Origin of the sequence: Bradyrhizobium sp. CCGB20 (assembly GCF_024199855.1) — a bacterium.
Taxonomy (GTDB): Bacteria; Pseudomonadota; Alphaproteobacteria; order Rhizobiales; family Xanthobacteraceae; genus Bradyrhizobium.
Genome location: NZ_JANADN010000001.1, coordinates 6628213 through 6648325, shown reverse-complemented (window position 1 = coordinate 6648325; position 20113 = coordinate 6628213). Strand labels below are relative to the sequence as shown.

At 64.3% G+C, this 20113-nt stretch carries 18 protein-coding genes; 10 read left to right on the top strand and 8 right to left on the bottom strand.

The window, feature by feature from the left end:
• Positions 1-74 precede the first annotated feature (74 nt).
• Positions 75-920: an S-formylglutathione hydrolase gene (gene fghA, locus NLM15_RS31185; RefSeq protein ID WP_254121601.1), complete on the bottom strand. Its 846-nt coding sequence runs from the start codon at positions 918-920 to the stop codon at positions 75-77.
• 77 nt (positions 921-997) lie between these two features.
• Positions 998-1618: a response regulator transcription factor gene (locus tag NLM15_RS31180; RefSeq protein WP_232993430.1), complete on the bottom strand. Its 621-nt coding sequence runs from the start codon at positions 1616-1618 to the stop codon at positions 998-1000.
• 143 nt (positions 1619-1761) lie between these two features.
• On the opposite strand from NLM15_RS31180, the gene NLM15_RS31175 reads away from it, so the two are divergent.
• The 5 genes from NLM15_RS31175 (at position 1762) to NLM15_RS31155 (ending at position 9716) form a co-directional block, all read left to right on the top strand.
• Positions 1762-3120 carry a histidine kinase gene (locus NLM15_RS31175; protein WP_254121600.1) on the top strand — a complete coding sequence of 453 codons (1359 nt, stop codon included), beginning with the start codon at positions 1762-1764 and terminating at the stop codon, positions 3118-3120.
• A gap of 164 nt (positions 3121-3284) precedes the next feature.
• Positions 3285-5753 (top strand): TonB-dependent receptor, encoded by a 2469-nt coding sequence (locus NLM15_RS31170; protein WP_254121599.1) that lies wholly within the window; start codon positions 3285-3287, stop codon positions 5751-5753.
• A 173-nt stretch (positions 5754-5926) separates the two neighbouring features.
• On the top strand, positions 5927-6094 hold the full coding sequence (locus tag NLM15_RS31165) for a hypothetical protein (protein WP_254121598.1): 168 nt from the start codon (positions 5927-5929) through the stop codon (positions 6092-6094).
• Positions 6095-6152: 58 nt separating this feature from the next.
• Entirely contained in the window at positions 6153-6560 is a 408-nt protein-coding gene (locus NLM15_RS31160; protein ID WP_254121597.1) for a hypothetical protein, read from the top strand.
• A 330-nt stretch (positions 6561-6890) separates the two neighbouring features.
• Positions 6891-9716 carry a winged helix-turn-helix domain-containing protein gene (locus NLM15_RS31155; RefSeq protein ID WP_254121596.1) on the top strand — a complete coding sequence of 942 codons (2826 nt, stop codon included), beginning with the start codon at positions 6891-6893 and terminating at the stop codon, positions 9714-9716.
• Positions 9717-9749: 33 nt separating this feature from the next.
• Here the strand turns inward: NLM15_RS31155 and NLM15_RS31150 are convergent, their stop codons facing one another.
• Both NLM15_RS31150 and NLM15_RS31145 read right to left on the bottom strand, forming a co-directional pair.
• Positions 9750-10163, bottom strand: a complete 414-nt coding sequence (locus tag NLM15_RS31150; protein WP_254121595.1) for a putative quinol monooxygenase — start codon at positions 10161-10163, stop codon at positions 9750-9752.
• 72 nt (positions 10164-10235) lie between these two features.
• Positions 10236-11102 carry a VOC family protein gene (locus NLM15_RS31145; RefSeq protein ID WP_254121594.1) on the bottom strand — a complete coding sequence of 289 codons (867 nt, stop codon included), beginning with the start codon at positions 11100-11102 and terminating at the stop codon, positions 10236-10238.
• Positions 11103-11278: 176 nt separating this feature from the next.
• Here NLM15_RS31145 and NLM15_RS31140 point away from each other — a divergent pair, with 176 nt between their 5' ends.
• The 3 genes from NLM15_RS31140 to NLM15_RS31130 all read left to right on the top strand — a co-directional run bounded on the left by NLM15_RS31140 (position 11279) and on the right by NLM15_RS31130 (position 14726).
• Entirely contained in the window at positions 11279-12742 is a 1464-nt protein-coding gene (locus NLM15_RS31140; RefSeq protein WP_254121593.1) for a GH1 family beta-glucosidase, read from the top strand.
• Positions 12743-12909: 167 nt separating this feature from the next.
• The gene (locus tag NLM15_RS31135) at positions 12910-14142 is read left to right on the top strand and encodes an acetyl-CoA C-acetyltransferase (RefSeq protein WP_254121592.1); all 1233 of its coding nucleotides are present in this window, start codon (positions 12910-12912) and stop codon (positions 14140-14142) included.
• 281 nt (positions 14143-14423) lie between these two features.
• The gene (locus NLM15_RS31130; RefSeq protein ID WP_014493658.1) at positions 14424-14726 is read left to right on the top strand and encodes an HU family DNA-binding protein; all 303 of its coding nucleotides are present in this window, start codon (positions 14424-14426) and stop codon (positions 14724-14726) included.
• A 72-nt stretch (positions 14727-14798) separates the two neighbouring features.
• On the opposite strand, the gene NLM15_RS31125 is transcribed toward NLM15_RS31130, so the two are convergent.
• The 4 genes from NLM15_RS31125 to NLM15_RS31110 all read right to left on the bottom strand — a co-directional run bounded on the left by NLM15_RS31125 (position 14799) and on the right by NLM15_RS31110 (position 18498).
• Positions 14799-14954, bottom strand: coding sequence for a hypothetical protein (locus NLM15_RS31125; protein ID WP_254121591.1), 156 nt, complete (start codon positions 14952-14954; stop codon positions 14799-14801).
• Positions 14955-14959: 5 nt separating this feature from the next.
• Positions 14960-17353, bottom strand: coding sequence for an endopeptidase La (lon, locus tag NLM15_RS31120; RefSeq protein WP_254121590.1), 2394 nt, complete (start codon positions 17351-17353; stop codon positions 14960-14962).
• Between the two features lie 8 nt (positions 17354-17361).
• Positions 17362-17745, bottom strand: coding sequence for an Hsp20/alpha crystallin family protein (locus NLM15_RS31115; RefSeq protein WP_254121589.1), 384 nt, complete (start codon positions 17743-17745; stop codon positions 17362-17364).
• Between the two features lie 186 nt (positions 17746-17931).
• Positions 17932-18498 (bottom strand): ferritin-like domain-containing protein, encoded by a 567-nt coding sequence (locus NLM15_RS31110; RefSeq protein ID WP_254121588.1) that lies wholly within the window; start codon positions 18496-18498, stop codon positions 17932-17934.
• 150 nt (positions 18499-18648) lie between these two features.
• Between NLM15_RS31110 and NLM15_RS31105 the strand changes: the two genes are divergently transcribed.
• Together NLM15_RS31105 and NLM15_RS31100 are read left to right on the top strand one after the other, a co-directional pair.
• Positions 18649-19275, top strand: coding sequence for a MarC family protein (locus NLM15_RS31105; RefSeq protein WP_254121587.1), 627 nt, complete (start codon positions 18649-18651; stop codon positions 19273-19275).
• A gap of 181 nt (positions 19276-19456) precedes the next feature.
• Positions 19457-20110, top strand: a complete 654-nt coding sequence (locus tag NLM15_RS31100; protein WP_254121586.1) for an L-fuculose-phosphate aldolase — start codon at positions 19457-19459, stop codon at positions 20108-20110.
• Positions 20111-20113: the final 3 nt, after the last annotated feature.

Below are 20113 nucleotides of genomic sequence, written 5' to 3'. Positions count from 1 at the left end.
AAACAACCCCTCATCCGGCGCTTCGCGCCACCTTCTCCCACAAGGGGAGAGGGAAGAAAACAGCGAGCAACCCGCTAAGCTTTCAATCGCTCGGCATGCCAGTGCAGATGGTCGCCCATGAACGTCGAGATGAAATAATAGCTGTGATCATAGCCCGCCTGGCGCCGCAACGTCAGCGGGATGCCCGCCTTGGCGCAGGCCGCTTCCAGCAACTCCGGCCTGAGCTGTTCCTTGAGGAAATTATCGGCCTCGCCGACGTCGACCAGGAAGCCGGAGTACTTCGCGCCGTCCTCGATCAGCGCCACGGTGTCGTGGTTGCGCCAGGTGTCCTTGTTCGGCCCGAGATAGCCCGTCAGCGCCTTGATGCCCCACGGCACAAGCGAGGGCGCCACGATCGGCGCGAACGCGCTCGCGGCGCGATAGCGGTGCGGATTGCGCAGTGCGACCGTCAGCGCGCCGTGGCCGCCCATCGAATGGCCCATCACCGATTGCCGCTTGGCGTCGACCGGGAAATTCTCCGCCACGAGTTTGGGCAGCTCGTCGGTGACATAGCTCCACATGCGATAGTTGCGCGCGAACGGTTCTTGCGTCGCGTCGACATAGAAGCCGGCCCCCAGGCCGAAATCATAGGCATTGTTGGCATCGCCCGGCACGTCCGGCCCGCGCGGGCTGGTGTCGGGCGCGACGAAGATCAGGCCGAGCTCGGCGCAGGCTTTGCGGAATTCGCCTTTTTCGGTGACGTTGGCATGCGTGCAGGTGAGGCCGGAGAGATACCAGACCACGGGAAGCTTCGCGCCTTGCGCATGCGGCGGGACATAGACCGAGAACACCATGTCGGTTCCGGTCGTCTGGCTCGCATGGCGATACACGCCCTGCACGCCGCCGTAGGATGTATTGGTCGAGACAGTCTGAATCGTCATGCCCTAAGCTCCAGTGGCACCTAACCACATCAACATTGCAACGCTTGTGTGACCGAAATCGTGGCGGTTGTCGCGCGTCAGGCGACGCCGCTGTCGATCGCCAGCCGAACCAGCTCGACCGAGGTCTTCACGCCGAGTTTCTGGCGCATGATCGAGGAGGTGTTGGCCACCGTCTTGTAGGACGATTGCACCAGCCAGGCGATCTCGGACAGGCTCTTTCCGGCGCTGAGCAGCCGCAGGATCTCCATCTCGCGCGCGTTCAGCTTCGACAGCGGGCTTTGCGCCAGCGCCGGTCCCGCGAACGCGATGCTGCGTGCGATCGCGGTGGGCAGATAAGTGCCGCCGCCTCCGACGGCGCGGATCGCCTCGACGAGGTCGTCGGGGTCGCCGGTCTTGGAGACGTAGCCCTTGGCGCCGCACTCGATCGCCCGCGCGGCAAAGGCAGGGTCGTCGTTCATGCTGAACATGATGATGCGGGCTTCCGGTGCGCGCTCGAGGATGCGGCGCGCGAGCTCGAAGCCGGAGACGGTCGGCAGGTTGATGTCGATGATCGAGAGGTCGGGGCGCTCGACGATGAAGACGCACTCGCCGTCTTCGGCGTCGGCGGCCTCCAGGATCTCGATCTCGCCCTCGTCGGCCAGCACGGCGCGGCAGCCGGAGGCCACGATGGGATGATCGTCGACGATCAGAATGCGCATAGGCGTTCCCCGTGACAGCGTCTTGGCCTGTTTCGCGCTCGGCCGGGATTGCTGTACGCTCTCGATTAGATATCGGGCGCTTCGCCCCTGTCAACGTCATCGGACAGGCGCGGGCCAACCTTCGCGAGGCACGGGCGGCACCCATGTGGCAAAATCTATCGTTGCGCGCGCGCATCAACCTGTTGCTGGCGCTGCTGCTGGCGCTGGGGCTCGCGGTCAATATCGGCCGCCAGGTCGCCGAAGCCGGGCCGCGCGTGCAGGCCGAGGACCAGAGCGTGATCCGGCTCGCGCGCGAATTCATCGAGATGATCGTGGCCGACCTCAACGAAGCGCCCGATCCGGATGCCAGGCTGAACCAGATCGCGCGCGATCTCAGCCGCCTGCGCCATGTCAGCATAGCCCTCAAGGACGCCGGCGGGAACCCGCTGACGCCGCCGCGAACCGAAGCCGACGACGATGCGCGCGGGCCGCCGGCCTGGTTCGTCAGCCTGGTTCATCCCGAGCAGAGCGCGGTGAGCGTGCCCGTCTCGATCCAAGGCAAGCCCGGCTCGCTGGTGATCACCGCGCATCCCGATGACGAGATCGCCGAGATCTGGGACGCCATCGTCACCCAGCTCGAGGTTGGCTCGGTGATCGCGCTCGCGCTGTTCCTGGTGATGATGGCGGTCGTGGGTCGCGCGCTCGCCCCCCTCCAGTCATTGGCGCAAATGATGGCCGAGCTCGAAGACGGGCGCTATGGCGCGCGCGTTGCGCCGGGCGGTGCCCCTGAGCTGGCCGCGATCTGCACCAAGCTCAATCATCTTGCGGCGACGCTCGGTGAGGCGGTCGAGGACAAGCGGCGCCTTGCCGAGCGCGCGGTGTCGCTCCAGGACCTCGAGCGCAAGGAGATCGCACGCGAGCTCCATGACGAGTTCGGGCCCTATCTTTTCTCGCTGCGCGCGCATGCCAGCGCGCTGGCGAAGCAGGCGGATGGACGCGCCCCGAGCGCGGATGCCGTGCGAAAACACGGCAGCGCCATGATGGAGCAGATCAACGCGCTCCAGCAGTTCAATCGTCGGGTGCTGGAACGGCTCCGACCTGTGGGCCTCGCCGAGCTCGGCCTGCGCCAGGCGCTGGAATCGCTGTCGCGGCTGTGGCGGGAGTCGCATCCCGACGTCGCGATCGAAACCACGATCTCGCCGGCGCTGGGCCCGACCGGCGAGACCGCCGACCTCACCATTTACCGCATCGTGCAGGAGGCGCTCACCAACGTGTTCCGCCATGCCGGCGCGACCTCGGTGAATGTCGTGATCGAACCCGTGGAGCCGGTGGAGCGCGACGGCCGCGGCTGCGCCCGGGTGCGGGTCAGCGACAATGGCCGTGGCATGGAGCCGGGCCAGAAGCTCGGCTTCGGCCTCGTCGGCATGCGCGAGCGAATCCTGGCGCTGGGCGGCACGCTCAACGTCGTCTCCGGCGAGGGCGGCTTGACCGTCGAGGCGCTGGTTCCGACGGCGGTGGCCTGATCGCATCCGAGATGATCGGGAAAAATTCCCGATTTTGTCGGGAAAATGGGCGCGGAGATTACCCGACCTTTTGTGGCTGGCGGGATTGCGACCGCTGATTACACTTGGTCTCAACCAAACGGCGAAAATCAAAACGGCCGGTGGTCACGGATGGGAAAGCAGGGATGGGCAGGCGTAGTTTGTTGATGGCCTCGGTGTCGACGGGGCTGATGTCGGGGTTGGTTTTCGCAGGCCCTGCCGGGGCTGCGCAGGACGAGCAGACCAACGTCCAGAACCTGCCGCCGATCGAGGTCACGGCGCCTCCGCCGCCGGCCGTGAGGCGCACTGCGCCAACGCGACCGGTCGCGCGCATCGGCGCGCCGGCGTCCGCCGCTCCGAAGACCCGAATATACGTTTATCCGACATCACCGGGCACCGGCAGAGGTCTCGATGTCGACAAGGTGCCGTCGGCGATCAATGCGGTTGATGCCAGCCAGATCAGGCGTACCGCCTCGCCAGATATCGCTGTTGCCCTGCAGCAGTACGTGCCTGGTCTCAGCATCAATGAAGTGACCGGCAATCCATTCCAGCCCGATGTGCAGTTTCGCGGCTATGTTGCCTCACCTCTGGCCGGCACGCCGCAGGGGCTCGCCGTCTACCAGAACGGTGTACGCATCAACGAGGCATTTTCCGACATCGTCAATTGGGATCTGATTCCGACGGCAGCAATCCGATCGGCAGTGGTCGTGACCAACAATCCTGCTTACGGCCTCAATGCGCTCGGCGGCGCCATCGATCTGCAGATGAAGAACGGCTTCAACTATCAAGGTGCCGAAATCGATATCATGGGCGGTTCGTTCGGCCGCATCCAGGGCTCTGCGCAGTGGGGCAAGCAGGTCGACAATAATTGGTCGGTCTACGGAGCGCTCGAAGGCGTTCACGACAATGGTTTCCGCAATTTCTCGCAATCGGATGTCCGGCGCTTCTATGGCGACGTCGGGTATCGCTTCGAAGGCAACGAGTTCCACATCAATGGCGGCGTCGCCAACAATTCTCTGGCAGGACCCAGCACTGTTCCGGCCGAATTGCTCCAGCAATATTGGGGCGCGACCTACACGACGCCGCAAACCATTTCCAACAAGGTCGGCTATCTCAACCTGACCGGCAAGGTGGAGGCGACGCCGACCTGGACCTTCGAGGGCACGGCGCATTTGCGGAGCTTCAAACAGAGCACCGTGGACGGAAACCCGACTGATACGGTGCCCTGCGACGCGGATGCGACACTGCTCTGCTTTGGCGATGTCAACCCTCTGACTGGCCTTCAAGCGCCGGCCAACGGCCTGAACGGCGTTCAGCTCGCCAATACCTTTGCGCCCGATGCCATTCTCAGCGAGATCGATCGCACCACCACGAAATCGACCACGTTTGGCGTCTCCGGGCAGGCGACGAACACCGATCAGTTGTTCGGTCATGACAACCGCTTCGTAATCGGCGCAAGCTATGATGTCAGCAGCACGCGTTTCACCGGCAGCGCCGAATTGGGAACGATAGGCACGAACTATGTCGTTACGGGCAGCGGCATATTCCTGGGTCCGTCCGGTGACCCGACATCGGTAGGCCCCGTGTCGCTTCGCACCGTCAACCAATATCATGGGCTCTATGCGCTCGACACGTTCAACGTGGACGATCGCTTTGCGGTGACGGCGGGCGGCCGGTTCAATGCGGCCCGGGTCACGCTGATGGACCAGCTCGGCACCGCGCTCAACGGCGATCATACCTATGATCGATTCAATCCCATCATCGGCGGCACCTACAGGATCACGTCTGAAGTCACCGCCTATGCCGGCTATTCCGAAGCCAACCGGGTGCCGACCCCACTCGAACTCGGCTGCGCCGATCCGGCGAGGCCGTGCATCATCGGGCAGTTCCTGATCGCTGACCCCCCACTTCAGCAAGTCGTATCCAAGACGTTCGAAGCGGGCTTCCGCGGCACCAAGGAATTGAACATCGGCTCGCTCGGCTGGAAAATCGGTGCCTACCGTGCCACAAACTACGACGACATTCTGGCGACTCCGATTCCGGGCCTGACTGGCTTCGGCTTTTTCCAGAACGTCGGCCGGACGCGCAGGCAGGGCGTCGAGGCCGAGGTAAGCATCAAGTCGAACGTGCTTCAGTTCCAGGCGAGCTATGCGTTCCTGGACGCGCGCTTCCTCGACGCGCTGACGCTTGGATCAGACAGCCCATTCGCTGACGCCGACGGCAACATCCAGGTCTTGCCGGGCAATCACATTCCGCGCCTGCCAAGCCACCTCATCAAGGCCAGCGTCGAGTATGCGGTGACCGATGTTTGGAAGGTCGGGGGTGACGCGCTCTTTGTCTCGAGCCAGTATTTCGTCGGCGATGAGTCCAACCAGTTTCCGAAGTTGCCCTCGTACACCGTCTTCAACCTCCACACCTCCTACCAGATCACCAAGAACTTCCAGATCTACGGGCGGGTGAACAATATTTTCGACAACCGCTACTCGACCCTTGGCACATTCTTCGACCGCGAAGCCCTGCCCAACTTCACCAATGGCGCCGAATTCAACGACCCGCGCTCGCTGAGCCCGGCAAGGCCAAGGGCGTTCTATGCGGGCATGCGGGTGACGTTCTGAGGGTGGTTCCGTTGAGCCACCGGCGTCGGCCACAGGCGAGACAGTACAAACCCCACAGACCTGCCTGCTCGGCGCCGCGTTCCTTAACCGATCAGAAACCATCGCCAATGATCTTAAAATTGTAACGAAACGACTTGGCTGTTTCCGGGTAGGTTTGCCGGAGGGCCCGTCCGATGACAGAGCGCCAGTTGCAAGAGCAGGAATTCCAGATCGCGCGTTACAGGCGCCTGGAGCGGGAAGTCACCGATCCGCTTGCCGCCGGTCTGCTTCACAGCATCATCGAGGAACTGGAAGCCGAGTTGCGAAAGGAGCGACCGGATTCGCACGGGCCGCGCGATTAACCGTTTCTTAGCGCTGATCATGCGGATTATTCGCGAGGGAATGTCAGCGGAGACTCCCATGCTGAAGGACGGCACCTACGCGGCCTGGTACAAGACGCCGATCGACCAGGGGACCGGGATCGTCCATGTCGCAGACGGACAAATCTGGGGCTGCGACAGCCTGATGACGTATCACGGCTCCTGCAAGCTCGATGGAGATCGCTTCACCGCCACCGTGTCGACGAAGCGTCATACCGACGGACGTGCAACGGTCTTCGGCGTCGACGATGAGCTCACGCTGGAGATCCAAGGGACGTGCCCCGGCAAGATCGCGACTTACACCGCGACGGCGGGACAGGCGCCGGGCGTCTTGCTCCAGGGAACGCTCATTCGGACCGAACAGCCGACGCCGGCCCCCGAACAGATCGCGAAGGTCCCCCCGTTCGATCCTGGCAAGCTCCCGAAATTGCCGAAGCGCTCGCGCTGACCGCACGCGCCGGCACCTGCGGGCCCTCCTGCGCCTTGCTCCGGCATCGGCTCCTCGGATGCATCGAACGCTGGCTGCGTCAGTTCGCCCGACCTATTCGTGCCAATCCGAAAGAATTCCGGTCCTGTGCCTGATAGCTGCGTATCTTCGTACCGGCTGAGCACTGGCCACAACCGATGATCCCGCGCGATCCCGATATCACCCGATCCAACGCTTCCCGTGCCTGCGACATCTTGTCGAGATGCTGTGGCCGCAAGACCAGCGATCGCGCGACGCCTCCGCAGAACGGCCGACCGATCGACCATCGCTTCGCTGAGGGCTGAGCAGGCAATGTCGGGTCCGGAAGTTACGTTTGGACCATTTCGTTTCAGCCTGGCCAGACGCCTGCTGTTGCACGGTGAGACCCCCGTGAGGATTGGCTCGCGCGCGGCTGCGATCCTGGGTGCTCTCCTGGAAGCTCCAGGTGAGCTCGTCTCGAGGTCTGTGCTTTACGATCGGGCATGGCCCGGGAGGATCGTGACCGAGGCCAACCTGAAGGTTCAGATCTCCGGCCTGAGAAAAGCTCTTCATGAATACGGCGACCTGATCCGCGCAGAGGCATCCTTCGGATACCGTTTCGTCGGGGAGGTCAGCGTCTATCGCGCACCGAAGCGCCGATCTCGGGCGCCTGCTGCGACGAACGCGCCGATTGGCCGCGGTGCGGTGATCGGCAACATCAGGGAGCTCCTGCAGAACCACCGGCTTGTCACGGTCCTGGGCCCCGGTGGAATCGGCAAGACGACAGTGGCGCTTGCCGTGGCAAGCGAACTCGAAGCGGCCTACGCCGACGGCGTGTGCCTTGTCGAGCTCGACCGCATCACCGACGGAAGCCGGGTCTGTGCGGCAGTCACCGGCGCGCTTGATCTGCCGGTTCACATCGCCGCAAGTCTCGATCAGGTCCTGCTGGCCCTCCATGGCCGGCACCTGCTGCTGGTCCTGGATTCCTGCGAGCATGTCACCGAGAATGTCGCGCTTCTCGTCGAAAGTGTGCTCAGCGATACGAGCGACGTCCACATTCTGGTGACGACCCGCGAAACCATGCGGATCGAAGGCGAGCTGGTCTGGCGTCTCGGTCCGCTGGAAACACCGCCGTCGTCCGTTCCGGTGACGGCGGAGAACCTTCAGGATTATTCATCGGCCCAGCTGTTCACGCGAACCGTCTGCCAGCGAATTCCGGGCTTCGAGATCGACGATACCGTCGCGGCAGCGATCGCGGATATCTGCCGGCATCTCGACGGAATGCCCCTGGCTATCGAGCTCGCGGCGTCGATGGTCGACGTCCTCGGCGTCGACGAGGTTCGCCGCGGGCTCGACGAGCGGTTTTCCCTGCTCTGGGTCGATCGCCGGACCAACATCCCGCGTCATCGCTCGCTCGCCGCCACGATCGACTGGAGCTACAACCTGCTTCCCGAAAGGGAGCAGGTGGTGCTCGGGCGCCTCTCCCTTTTTGCCGGGCCTTTCACCCTCGATGCTGCGATTGCGGTTGCCAGCGATGACGATCTGGACATGGCGGGTGTCCGCGAAGCGGTTGCCGCATTGGCGGGCAAGTCGTTTCTGAGCCTCGATCATCGGGCCACGCTGCTGGAATATCGCCTGCTGGAGACCACGCGGGCCTATGCCACGCGGGCATCGGGCGCGGCAGGCGATCGGGAGCGGGTGCACGAGCGCCACGCGCGCTATTTCCTCGACGTGCTGGAACGGAGGGATTGGGACGCCCCCGAGTCCGTCGCGGACGGTGCACGGCTGCGCGGTTATATCGACGAGGTTCGCGTTGCTCTCGATTGGGCGTTTTCCGTCAACCCCGGCCTCGGGATGGCGCTGGTTCTTGCAGCCGAACGTTTATGGCTCGAGTTCACCTCACTCGCGCAAGGCGTTCCTCATCTGGAGCTGGCGTTGCGCTTTGCCGACAGCAGTCCCGATGTCGGGCCCGCCGTGAGATCTCGCGTGCTGGTCGCGCTCGCGGCGGCGCAGGTCTATGTGCCGGGCCTCGAAGGCGCGAGCCTCTACGAACACGCCTGGCGCGCAGCGCAAATCGCGCGCAACGATTTCCTGGAGATGCGAGCGCTCTACGGCATCATTCAAAACATGCTCCTGACCAGGCGTCCCGCTTCGCCGTACATCGATGCGTTCGCAGCGGTATGCAGGCGATCGAACGATGCCGTGATGTCGCGGCTTCTCCTGCGCTGGTCTGCCTTCCAGGCTTTTGAGGACTCCGACATGAGGTTGGCACAGCAGAAGTTCGAGGCGTTTCTCGACGACCGAACGGCGATTCCGCGAAGGGTTTCGCTTTATTTTGGCGGTATCGACTCGATCATCTCCTGCAAGGTCGGCCTCGGGCTCGCTAGATATTATCTGGGGTATTCCGATCAGGCGCGGTCTCTGCTGGCTTCGACCGTCAGCCAGGCGGAAAGCCAGGGCCACGTGACCACCCTGTATTTTGTCCTCGCCCAGGGAGCTATCTGGGCCAACCTTGCGTCCGGCGATTTTGAGCGCGTCAGACTCTATTTGCGGAAGCTCGAGGCTGTTTCCAGCTTCTATCGTCCATGGCGCGTTCTGGTTGATGTCTTCCAGGCCCTTCTGGTCCGCGAGGAAGCCCGTGACCTGGAGGCGGCAGAACGCAGTCTGACGCGTAGTCTGCAGGACGGATTCATCCTGAAGACAGGGACGCTTCATCCGATCCTGTGGGTTGAACTTGCGGAGACGCGACGCTTGTTAGGTGATCTGGATGGAGCGGAGGCCGCGGCAAAGCAGGCGATGACACAATGCCTCGGCGACCGGGATGGCCGGTTCATTGGACGATACAACCCCGTCCTCGCAAGGATCCTGATGGCGCGCAATCGGCCGGGCGATCTGGATGCCGCGAGAAACCTGTTCGTGGGCGCGATCGAATTGATGCGCTCGCAGGGCATCTATTTCCATGAATGCGATGCCAGCGTCGGTCTCGCCGAACTGGAGCTGGTCGCCGGACGACCGGCGGTCGCGCACGCCGTCCTCAGCGAATTGCTGGGACGTCTCGGCGACCGGGAGCACGTTCCCGGGCTGGCCCGGGCGCGGGAAATTCTTGACGAGACCAGAGGGGAGGCGATCGCGCGGCGGCAGATCGCCCGCTTGTCCTGATCCATCAAGCGATGCTGCCGCCTTGCGGTGAAATCAACCGCCGTTGTGGCCGAGGATTTCCAGCCGCCTGACCACGACGCCACCTTCCGCCAGTTCGGGAAGCCGGCCGAACCACTGCTGGACATAGGGCATGGCGTTGTGGGCCTCGAAGTCGTCGCGGGTTGCGAATATCTCATAGAAGATGAAGCGTCCCGGTGTCTCGCGATCTTCCTGGAAGAAGTAGACGAGGTTCTTTGGATCGCTGCGGACAAGCGCGACGAGCGGCAGCGTTGCTTCGCGAAGCGCGCGTTCCTTGCCCGGCTTGGCTCGCACTTCGGCGACAACCGAATAGGCACCGTCGGGAATGGCGCGATAGCGAACGCCGTCGCGCTCCTGTGCGGCGGCCGACGCCGCGCCGCCGAGTAAAGCAGCGGCGAGGGCCAGGATCATTCGTGTTCGTGACGTCATGGGGATCATCCTCCGGTACGCACGCATGCGTCTTGCAGGGCAGGGGCTCACAGGAACAGGCGTCGTGCTGCTCTAGCCCCGCTGCTGGCGGGCGGCGAGCGCGTCACTGAAGCGTTTCTTGACCGGCCCCAGGGCCTTGACGAATTCAAGCTGTTCTCCCTCGGGACCCTTGCAGTAGATCAGCTCCCAGCCTTCCGAGAGGCCCTGCGTGATGCGATTGGTGTTCGCCTCGATCGGGGCGGCGCGGCGTTGCTGCTCGGACGTCACGGTGATCACACGATTGGCCCGCACCTGCGTCATGCCGCGGCGCGCCGATTCTGCTTCGAGGTCATGGATGAACTTGTTGAAGTCGACGTCATCCCTCACGTAGAAGCAGATGTGCATGGAGCGTGGAAACGCCGGGCTCATGTGATCGCGAGGTTCCGCGAAGCTGTCGCCGCTGCCCGACGGCTGACCGGCGTCGCGATATTGCAGAAGCTCGATCACGACGTTGTCGAACTGGACGAAGCGCACGTCCAGGCGTTGGGTGCCGCCCCTGAGATCGGGAACCCCGATCGTGCGCGGGTTGACATGACGCTCGCGCGCTTCGATTTCCTGATCGGTCAAGAGTGTGTTGTGGATCGGTTCACCCTGGAAGTCGCCGTCGCGGAAAATCTCGGTGCCGCCGAGCACTTCAGTGTAGAATTCGAAGGCGCGATTCATGTTTTGCACGGTCACGCCGAAATGCTGAACGCCTTGCAGCCGCGCGCCGAGCGGCGCGGAATCGCGGGCGACCGAAGCGGGGCGGGGAGCGCCTTGGGCATTGGCAGCCGCCGGATTGGCTGCCGTCATTCCTGCCAGCATGGCTCCGGCCGTGAGAAGAACATCCCGGCGTCCAATGCCGGTCGTCTCGAGGTCTGTCTCTTCGCTCATCTTCCGTCTCCATCGCTTGATCGACATGGCGCGACGCAAAACTTGCTGGAGAACGGAGAGCTTTGCAGGTTAATTGAGGTAAATTCTGTGGTGGGTCGGTGTGCCGCAATTCTGCATCTGCAAATCCCGGCCTCACGTCTTCTCAAACCGCCTGCGACGCGCCATTGTGCCGCAGCATCAGCATCACCCTCGGAGCAGTATCAATGTCGGACAAGGTTTCGCGTCGCCAGTTTGCCAAGCTGGCGGGATTGTCCGCGGCCGGGCTGGCAAATCCGTTGGAGGCCGCCGAGGCCAAGCGGGCGGCGGCGCCGCGAGGCATGGACGGCTTTCCGGCGGGCTTTGTCTGGGGCACGGCGACCTCGTCCTATCAGGTCGAGGGCGCGGTCAACGTGGACGGGCGAGGGGCCTCGATCTGGGACAAGTTCGTGCGCATCCCCGGCAAGATCGAGGACGGGACCACCGGCGATCGCGCCGTTGAGCACTATCACCGCTACAAGGAGGACATCGCGCTCATCAAGGAGCTCGGCTGCAAGGCCTATCGCTTCTCGGTGGCCTGGCCGCGGGTGTTTCCGGACGGCGACGGCAAGCCGAACCCTAGGGGGCTCGACTTCTACAACCGCCTCGTCGACGAGCTCCTCAAGAACGGCATCGAGCCGTGGCTGACGCTCTATCACTGGGACCTGCCGCAATCGCTCCAGGACCGTTTTGGCGGCTGGCGCTCGACCGAGACTTGCAAGATTTTCGGTGACTATGCGGGCTATGTCGCCGAGCGCCTGACCGATCGCGTCAAGAACGTATTCACGCTGAACGAGAGCGGGCGCTTCGTCCAGTTCGGCTATGGCCTCGGCATCGATGCGCCGGGCGTGACGCTGCCGCAGGCCGAGGTCAACCAGATCAGGCACAACAGCGCGCTCGCGCACGGGATCGCGGTGCAGGCGGTGCGAGCCCGTGGCCGCCGCGGCACACGGGTGGGGCCGGCCGAGAACATCGACGTCTGCGTTCCCGCGATCGACACGCCCGAGCATGTCCGCGCCGCCGAGATTGCGCTGCGCGAGATGAATGCCGGCTATCTCAACGTCATCATGACGGGCCAATACACCGACGCCTTCCTGAAATACGCGGGCGCCAATGCGCCGAAATACACCGACGCCGAGCTGAAGATCATCTCCTCGCCGGTCGACTTCCTTGGCCTCAACATCTACGCGCCGCAGAACTACGTGGTGCCCTCCGACCAGGGCGCAGGCTTCATGCCGCTGCCGATCCCGAAATCGTTCCCGCATATGAGTTCGGACTGGCTCCGGATCGCGCCGGAGACGATCTACTGGGTGCCGAAGCTGGCGGCGAAGATCTGGAAGACGGATGCGATCTACATCACCGAGAACGGCACCTCCAGCGACGACGTGGTGTCGCCTGACGGCAAGATCTACGACACCGACCGCATCATGTACCTGCGCAACTATCTCGCTCAGCTCCAGCGCGCCACCGCCGAAGGCGTGCCGGTACGCGGCTATTTCCTCTGGAGCCTGCTGGACAATTTCGAATGGGTGTTCGGGCTCGGCAAGCGGTTCGGGCTCTATCACGTCAATTTCGACACGCAGGTGCGTACACCGAAGCTCAGCGCGAGCTTCTACCGCAACGTGATCGCGAAGAACGCGGCGGGGGTGTAGTCGCTTGCGTTCAGACGCCGTCAAGCCGGGCCATGACGTTGCGGAGGCTTTCGTACGCAAACCGCGCAGCGGAAAATCCGGGTGAGAAGGGTCTGCGCCGCGCATTGACTCCGCCCATCCCCTGATTCAAAACCGTCCTCAACACTCATAACAAGAGGACAACGCCCATGACCGATGCGCTGATCATCGATGCCTGCCGGACCCCGCGAGGCGTCGGCAAGGCCGGCAAGGGAGCACTCTCGGGCATTCATCCGCAGCAGCTCGGTGCAACCGTGCTGCGCGCGCTCGCCGACCGCACCGGCATCGACACCGCCGATGTCGATGACATCGTCTGGGGCTGCAGCGCGCAGGTGGCGACGCAAGGCGGCGATCTCGGCCGCATGTCGGCGCTCGATGCCGGCTACGACGTGCGCGCCAGCGCGGTGACGCTCGACCGCTTCTGCGGCTCCGGCATCACCAGCGTCAACATGGCTGCGGCCTCGATCATGTCGGGCACCGAAGACCTCGTCATCGCCGGCGGCTGCGAGATGATGTCGATGGAAGGGCGCCGCGGCGGCGGTCCGATGATGATGGACTCTGGCAATCTGCGCCTGCGTGCGCGGCATCCGCAGTCGCATCAGGGCGTCTGTGCCGATGCGATCGCGACGCTGGAAGGCATCACGCGGCAGGACGTCGACGCGCTCGGTCTCGAAAGCCAGAAGCGTGCGGCGCATGCGATGGCGAACGGCTACTTCAAGAAGAGCCTCGTGCCTGTGCATCGCGAGGACGGCAGCCTCGCGCTCGACCATGAAGAGTACCCGCGGCCGCAGACCACGATGGAAGGGCTGGCCGCATTGAAGCCGGCATTCCCCGCGATCGCCGACTATGCGCTCGATGACAAGGGCACGACCTATCGCGGCCTCATCCTGCAAAAACATCCGGACCTGAACATCGACTTCATGCATCACGCCGGCAACTCCTCCGGCGTCGTCGACGGCGCCGCCGCGATCCTCCTCGCATCGCCCGCTTATGCCAGGGCGCATGGCCTGAAAGCCCGCGCGCGCGTGGTCGCGATGGCCAACATGGGGGACTCGCCGACCCTGATGCTGAACGCGCCGGTGCCGGCCACGCGCAAGGTGCTGGCCAAGGCGGGGCTGACCATCGACGACATCGACCTGTTCGAGATCAACGAGGCGTTTGCGGTGGTGGCGGAAAAATACATCCGTGACCTCAAGCTCGACCGTGCCAAGGTCAACGTCAATGGCGGCTCGATCGCCCTTGGCCATCCCATCGGCGCCACCGGCTCGATCCTGATCGGCACCGTGCTCGACGAGCTCGAACGGCGTGACCTCAAGCGCGGTCTCGTCACCATGTGCGCCGCCGGCGGCATGGCTCCAGCCGTCATCATCGAGCGCGTCTAGCCTTATTTTTCAGGGTGAATCGCGACCGGCGTCCGGCAAAGAGGCCGGTCGTCGCTTGTCGAAAGCAGCGAATCAGCTTTAGCAAGGCGACGTGCGGGCCTTTGAAACAAGGCAAAAACCGCTGCCGGAGGCTCCTTCCGCTCTGGAAGCCGCTGAAAAGCAGGGTTTTTTGCCTGAGAGGGCCAAAAAAGCCCGTAAAACCGCGACAAAACTGTGCAGAAGGCTCTAAGCCTTCAACGGTTGGTCTAGTATGCAACCGGCAACGAATCAGAGGAGACACGATGCCAACCCAAATGTCCAAATCGCAGCTGATCGAAAAGATTGCGACCGCCACCGAGCTTTCCAAGCGCGACGTCAAGAGCGTCATGGAGACGCTGACCGATGTCGGTCACAAGGAGCTCAAGAAGAACGGCCTGTTCCTGGTGCCGGGCTTCGCCAAGTTCGTGGTCATCAAGAAGCCCGCGACCAAGGCACGCAAGGGCACCAACCCGTTCACGGGTGAAGAGATGATGTTCAAGGCCAAGCCGGCCCGGAAGATCGTCCGCGCCCGCCCGGTCAAGGCCGCCAAGGACGCCGTGGGCTAACAACGCAAGGGCCCCCTCGGTTAGGAGGGGGCCTTTTGTTTGGGGCTGCCGCGAGGGCTTGAGACGGAGGGCTCAACCCTTGCGGCGCTTCACCCGGACCGGAACGGGCTGGAGCCGCGGCCCGGGTGCCGCCAGCGCATCGCGAACCCGGTCGATGGCACGATCGAGCAGCTGGCGCAGCCGCTGCGTCTTCCGAGATCGCTTCGCTTTTTCCAGCAGTTTCTTCATCACCTTCACTCCGCCGCCTCGACCTTGGCATCAGCCGGCTCGAGCGCAGCCGTAATGGCCTCGTCGACGCGCTCCAGCCAGATGAATTCGAGGTTGTCCCGCGCGCTCTTCGGGATGTCGTCGTAGTCCCGCTTGTTGCGCGCCGGCAGCATCACCCGCTTCAGTCCGGCGGCGGCCGCAGCCACCACCTTCTCCTTGATGCCGCCGACCGGCAGCACCAGGCCCCGCAGCGAGATCTCGCCGGTCATCGCGGTGTCGCTGCGCACCGTGCGATTGGTGAGCAGTGACGTCAGCGCCGTGAACATCGCAACGCCCGCGCTCGGCCCGTCCTTCGGGGTCGCGCCCGCGGGGACGTGAACGTGGATGTCGCTCTTCTCGAACACCTGGGGATCGATGCCGAGCTGCGTAGCCTTGCTCTTTACCAGCGTCATCGCCGCCTGCACGCTCTCGCGCATGACGTCGCCGAGCTGGCCGGTCAGGATCATCCCGCCGCGGCCGGGCACGCGCGAGGCCTCGATGAACAGGATGTCGCCGCCGACCGGCGTCCAGGCAAGGCCGGTGGCCACGCCCGGAATGCTGGTGCGCTGCGCGATCTCGCCTTCGAAGCGCGGCTGGCCGAGCACGGTGGCGATGTCCTTCGGCGTCACCACGACCTTCGCAGCCGTACCTTCTGCGACCTGCACCGCGGCATGCCGGAACACCTTGCCGATCTCGCGCTCGAGATTGCGCACGCCGGCTTCGCGGGTGTAGCCCTTGACCACCAGCTTCAGCGCCTCCGGCTCGATCTCGGCCTGCTCGGCCGAAAGGCCGTTGGCCTCCAGCTGCCGCCGCACCAGATAGCGCCGCGCGATCTCCAGCTTCTCCTCCTCGGTGTAACCGGCGAGGCTGATCAGCTCCATGCGGTCCAGCAGCGGACCCGGAATCTGGTCCAGCATGTTGGCGGTCGCGATGAACACCACGCGCGACAGGTCGAAGGGCACGCCCAGGTAATTGTCCCGGAACGTCCCGTTCTGCTCGGGGTCGAGCACCTCCAGCATCGCAGCCGAAGGATCGCCCTGGACGCCGCGGCCCATCTTGTCGATCTCGTCCAGCATCATGACGCAGTTCCGCGTGCCGGCCTTCTTGATGCCCTGGATGATGTTGCCGGGCAGCGCGCCGATATAGGTGCGGCGGTGACCGCGGATCTCGGCCTCGTCATGCACGCCGCCGAGGCTGACGCGCACGAAGGGGCGATCCATCGCACGCGCGATGGACTGGCCGAGCGAGGTCTTGCCGACGCCGGGCGGGCCGACGAAGCACAGGATCGGGGCCTTGCCCCGCGGGGCGAGCTTGCGCACCGCCAGATATTCGATGATCCGGCTCTTGATCTTCTCCAGGCCGAAATGGTCGGCGTCCAGGATGCGGCGCGCTTCCTTGATGTCGATCGGCTTCTCCGCGGGCAGCGCCCACGGCAGCTCGATCAGCCAGTCGAGATAGGTGCGAACCATGCCGGCTTCGCCGGCGGCCTCCGGCATGCGCTCGTAGCGGCGCAGCTCCTTCTTCGCGTGCGCATCCGCCTCGGGCGGCATGTTGGCCTTGGCGATGGCAGCCGTCAGCTCGGCGACCTCGGCCGCCTTGCCGTCGCCTTCGCCCAGCTGGCGCTGGATGGTCGCCATCTGCTCGCGCAGGATCGCCTCGCGCTGCCGCTCGTCGAAGCTGGCGCGGGTCTTCTGGCCGATCTCGTTGGAGATGCGCAGCACCTCCAGCCGCTCGGCCAGGTGCTTCGACACCTTCTCGACACGCAGGGCGAGGTCGATGGTCTCCAGCACCTCCTGCTTGTCCTGCGGCTTGATGTCCATGAACGAGGTCGCCAGATCCGCCAGTGCGCCGGGCGCGGTGGTGCTCTGGAACATCGCGACCAGTTCGGGCGGCGACTGCGGCAGCAGCTCGATCGCCTCGATGGCCTGGCGCTGCAGGTTCAGCGCGCGCGCCTCGATCTCGGGCGAATTTGTGGTCGGCTCCGGGATTTGCTGGATGCGCGCAGCCGGGAACGGCGTCCCCGGCAGGAAGTCGAGGATGCGCGCGCGCTGCACGCCCTGGCAGACGATGTGATGGGTGCCGTCGGGCGCGGTGATATAGCGCACGATGTTGGCGATGGTCGCGACCCGGTAGAGATCGTCCGGCCCGGGGTCCTCGATCTCGGGGCTGCGCTGCAGGACGATGCCGACCGGCCGCTGCTCGCGCAGCGCCTGCTGCGCGGCGGCGATGGACTTCGCCCGGCCGATCGCGATCGGCGCGATGGCGCCGGGAAACAGCACCATCTCGCGCACGGGGATGATGATCAGCGCGTCTTCGGGGATCTTCACGTCGGAATTGCTTTGAGAGTTGGTCTGTTCGTTATTCATCTGTTCGGTGGCCATGATCGACCTCAGGATTTGGCGAGACGCAGCGCGACGCAGCCGTCCATCACGAAGCGGCTGATGGCGTAGCGGCCAAGCGGAAGCGCGATGCGCCGCTCGAAGCGGCCCTGCGGCAGCTCGAGCCGGTGGATGCGGGCGTTGCGAAGCTCCGGCGGCAGCGTGCGCTGGCCGGAGACGACGAGTACGCCGTCATGGATCACCGTCTCGACATTGTCGGGATTGACCCCGGGAAGCGCCACCAGGATCAACAGCTCATGCTCGGTCTCGAGCACGTCGATCGGCGGCTCCCAGCAGGCGTCCTGACGGCCGAACTGCTGGCGCAGCCGTTCGGCGCGGGTCAGCGAGTCCAGGGCTTCGGACAGCATCCAGTCGAGGGGATTTTTGGGTTGCATGGCAAAACTCGGGGAAGGCGCTGCGATTGGAAAACGAGGATATGGGGATGGTTCCCCAAAATTCCAGCATCGCGCGTTTGGAGCATGCCTGGCCCCACGGACCGGAAGAGGCCCTTGCACTCTAACGCATCGACGCCGCGGAGATGTTCCGCGGCGTCGGAGGCAACAGTAGGGCAGGCGCGCGTATCAGGCGGCCGCGCGGTAGCCTTCTTCCGCCTCGAGGTTGATGACGGAGGTGGCGAGCTCGGTCAGGGTGTGATCGGTCGCCTCTTCCTCATCCAGCGTGGCCTGAAGCAGCCTTGCCGCGTCAGGCATGCCGAGCTCTTCGGCCCAGGTGCGCAGCGTGCCGTAGCGGGAGATCTCGTAGTGCTCGACGGCCTGCGCCGCGGCGAGCAGGCCGGCGTCGAGGGCAGGGGCGTTCTTGAAGTCCTTCATGATCTCGGCGCCCTCTTCGGTGATGCCGTTGATCGCTTCGCAGGGCTTGCCGCGCGCGGGCTTGCCCAGCATCTTGAAGATCTGGTCGAGACGTTTGACCTGGCCCTGCGTCTCGCGCAGATGCTTGTTGAAGGCGGCAGCGAGATCCCTGGAATGCGCGGCCTTGGCCATCTTCGGCAGCGTCTTGATGATCTTGTTCTCGGCGAAATAGATGTCCTTCAGCGTTTCCAGGAACAGGTCGCTCAGCATCTTCGGCGCCTGACGCGGGCGGCGCGCCGCGGTCTTCCTGGTGGTGCGTTTCTTTGCTCGTTTAGCCATAGATCCTCCTCATGAGGCGACACGGGAAGGCATGCCCTTCCTCATTCCTCTCGCGATAAAGACTCTTCGAAAGCAATTGTTCCTCGCGAAGGCGATCGCGAGCCGCTATGGCTGGTCGCCCGAGTGACGCCCGCCCGAGACGCCTGACCCATGCTCGACTTCGCCCTGTCCGCCTTCGTGACGCTGCTGCTGGTGGTTGATCCCGTCGGCCTTGCGCCGGCCTTCCTGGCCGCGACCGGCGGGATGCCCGACAAGGTCAAGCGCACGATCGCGCTGCGCGCGCCGTTGATCGCGGCGTCGATTCTGGTGGTCATCGCGTTGATCGGAAACTGGCTGCTGCGCCAGCTCGGGATCGGCATCCCCGCCTTCCAGATCGCCGGCGGACTGCTGCTGTTCGGCGTGTCCTACCAGATGATCTTCGGCGACCGTCCGCATCGCGAGGCGCGCGAGGCCGACAAGGCGACTTCGGAGCATGCCTCCGACGTCGCGGTGTTTCCGCTGGCGATCCCGATGATGGCTGGTCCCGGCGCGATCGCGACCACTCTGCTGCTGGCGGGCGATGCCGGCTATGGGGCCAGGCTCGCGATCATCATCGCTGTCGTGGTCGCGGTCTGTCTGCTCTGCATGCTGTGCTTCGTCTCTGCGGGCCTGATCGCCCGCACCCTCGGGCGTACCGGCAACGCGGTCCTGTCGCGGGTGCTCGGCATGCTGCTCGCGGCCTATTCGGTGCAGTTCGTGATCAACGGAATCGCGGCCGTCAGGGCGAGCTTTTTCTGAACCTGCGACAATCTGCTAATGTGCTGATTTTACAGCTGGTTTCCTGATGTAACGGTACAGCCGGCACGACGGGATCTCATCCGGTCCGCTTTCTCTTGCACTGCCATATTGCTTTGACGTACTTCGGGTCTAACAAGCGCCCATCGCCAAGAAATCGAGAAGAAATCGAGAAGAAACCGAGATGTCGATGACAGCGGACGAGCTCGCAAAGAGACAGGCCATCATCGACGCTTGCCGCCGCATGAACGCGCTCGGCATCAACCAGGGCACCTCGGGCAACATCAGCGTCCGGCATGCGGACGGGCTCCTGATCACGCCGACCAGCACACCCTACGACGCCATGACGCCTGACCAGATCGTGTTCATGGCGATGGACGGCTCGCACGCGCCCGACCAGAAGCCGTCTAGCGAGTGGCGCTTCCACCTGGACATCCTGAGGGCGCGGGACGACGTCAACGCTGTCGTCCACGCCCATCCCACCTATTGCACCATCCTGGCGATCATGGGCATGGAGATTCCCGCCGTGCACTACATGATCGTGGCGGCCGGCGGCGAGAGCATCCGCTGCGCGCCCTATGCCACGTTCGGTACGGCGGAGCTCTCCGAGCATGCGTTGCGGGCGCTGGTGGGGCGGCATGCCTGCCTGCTCGACCATCACGGCATGATCGCGCTCGGCAAGACGCTGGACAAGGCGATGTGGCTCGCCGTCGAGGTCGAAACGCTGGCGCGGCAGTATCACGGCTGCCTCCAGATCGGGAAACCGCCGCTGCTCCCCAGCGACGAGATCGAACGTGTCCGCCAGCGCATGGCCGGCTACGGCATGTCGGAAGGCTAGGGC

Bases quoted from the DNA above. Each gene is read 5' to 3' on its own strand.
- fghA (WP_254121601.1), bottom strand. From the start codon at position 920: ATGACGATTCAGACTGTCTCGACCAATACATCCTACGGCGGCGTGCAG.
- NLM15_RS31180 (WP_232993430.1), bottom strand. From the start codon at position 1,618: ATGCGCATTCTGATCGTCGACGATCATCCCATCGTGGCCTCCGGCTGC.
- NLM15_RS31175 (WP_254121600.1), top strand. From the start codon at position 1,762: ATGTGGCAAAATCTATCGTTGCGCGCGCGCATCAACCTGTTGCTGGCG.
- NLM15_RS31170 (WP_254121599.1), top strand. From the start codon at position 3,285: ATGGGCAGGCGTAGTTTGTTGATGGCCTCGGTGTCGACGGGGCTGATG.
- NLM15_RS31165 (WP_254121598.1), top strand. From the start codon at position 5,927: ATGACAGAGCGCCAGTTGCAAGAGCAGGAATTCCAGATCGCGCGTTAC.
- NLM15_RS31160 (WP_254121597.1), top strand. From the start codon at position 6,153: ATGCTGAAGGACGGCACCTACGCGGCCTGGTACAAGACGCCGATCGAC.
- NLM15_RS31155 (WP_254121596.1), top strand. From the start codon at position 6,891: ATGTCGGGTCCGGAAGTTACGTTTGGACCATTTCGTTTCAGCCTGGCC.
- NLM15_RS31150 (WP_254121595.1), bottom strand. From the start codon at position 10,163: ATGACGTCACGAACACGAATGATCCTGGCCCTCGCCGCTGCTTTACTC.
- NLM15_RS31145 (WP_254121594.1), bottom strand. From the start codon at position 11,102: ATGTCGATCAAGCGATGGAGACGGAAGATGAGCGAAGAGACAGACCTC.
- NLM15_RS31140 (WP_254121593.1), top strand. From the start codon at position 11,279: ATGTCGGACAAGGTTTCGCGTCGCCAGTTTGCCAAGCTGGCGGGATTG.
- NLM15_RS31135 (WP_254121592.1), top strand. From the start codon at position 12,910: ATGACCGATGCGCTGATCATCGATGCCTGCCGGACCCCGCGAGGCGTC.
- NLM15_RS31130 (WP_014493658.1), top strand. From the start codon at position 14,424: ATGCCAACCCAAATGTCCAAATCGCAGCTGATCGAAAAGATTGCGACC.
- NLM15_RS31125 (WP_254121591.1), bottom strand. From the start codon at position 14,954: ATGAAGAAACTGCTGGAAAAAGCGAAGCGATCTCGGAAGACGCAGCGG.
- lon (WP_254121590.1), bottom strand. From the start codon at position 17,353: ATGGCCACCGAACAGATGAATAACGAACAGACCAACTCTCAAAGCAAT.
- NLM15_RS31115 (WP_254121589.1), bottom strand. From the start codon at position 17,745: ATGCAACCCAAAAATCCCCTCGACTGGATGCTGTCCGAAGCCCTGGAC.
- NLM15_RS31110 (WP_254121588.1), bottom strand. From the start codon at position 18,498: ATGGCTAAACGAGCAAAGAAACGCACCACCAGGAAGACCGCGGCGCGC.
- NLM15_RS31105 (WP_254121587.1), top strand. From the start codon at position 18,649: ATGCTCGACTTCGCCCTGTCCGCCTTCGTGACGCTGCTGCTGGTGGTT.
- NLM15_RS31100 (WP_254121586.1), top strand. From the start codon at position 19,457: ATGTCGATGACAGCGGACGAGCTCGCAAAGAGACAGGCCATCATCGAC.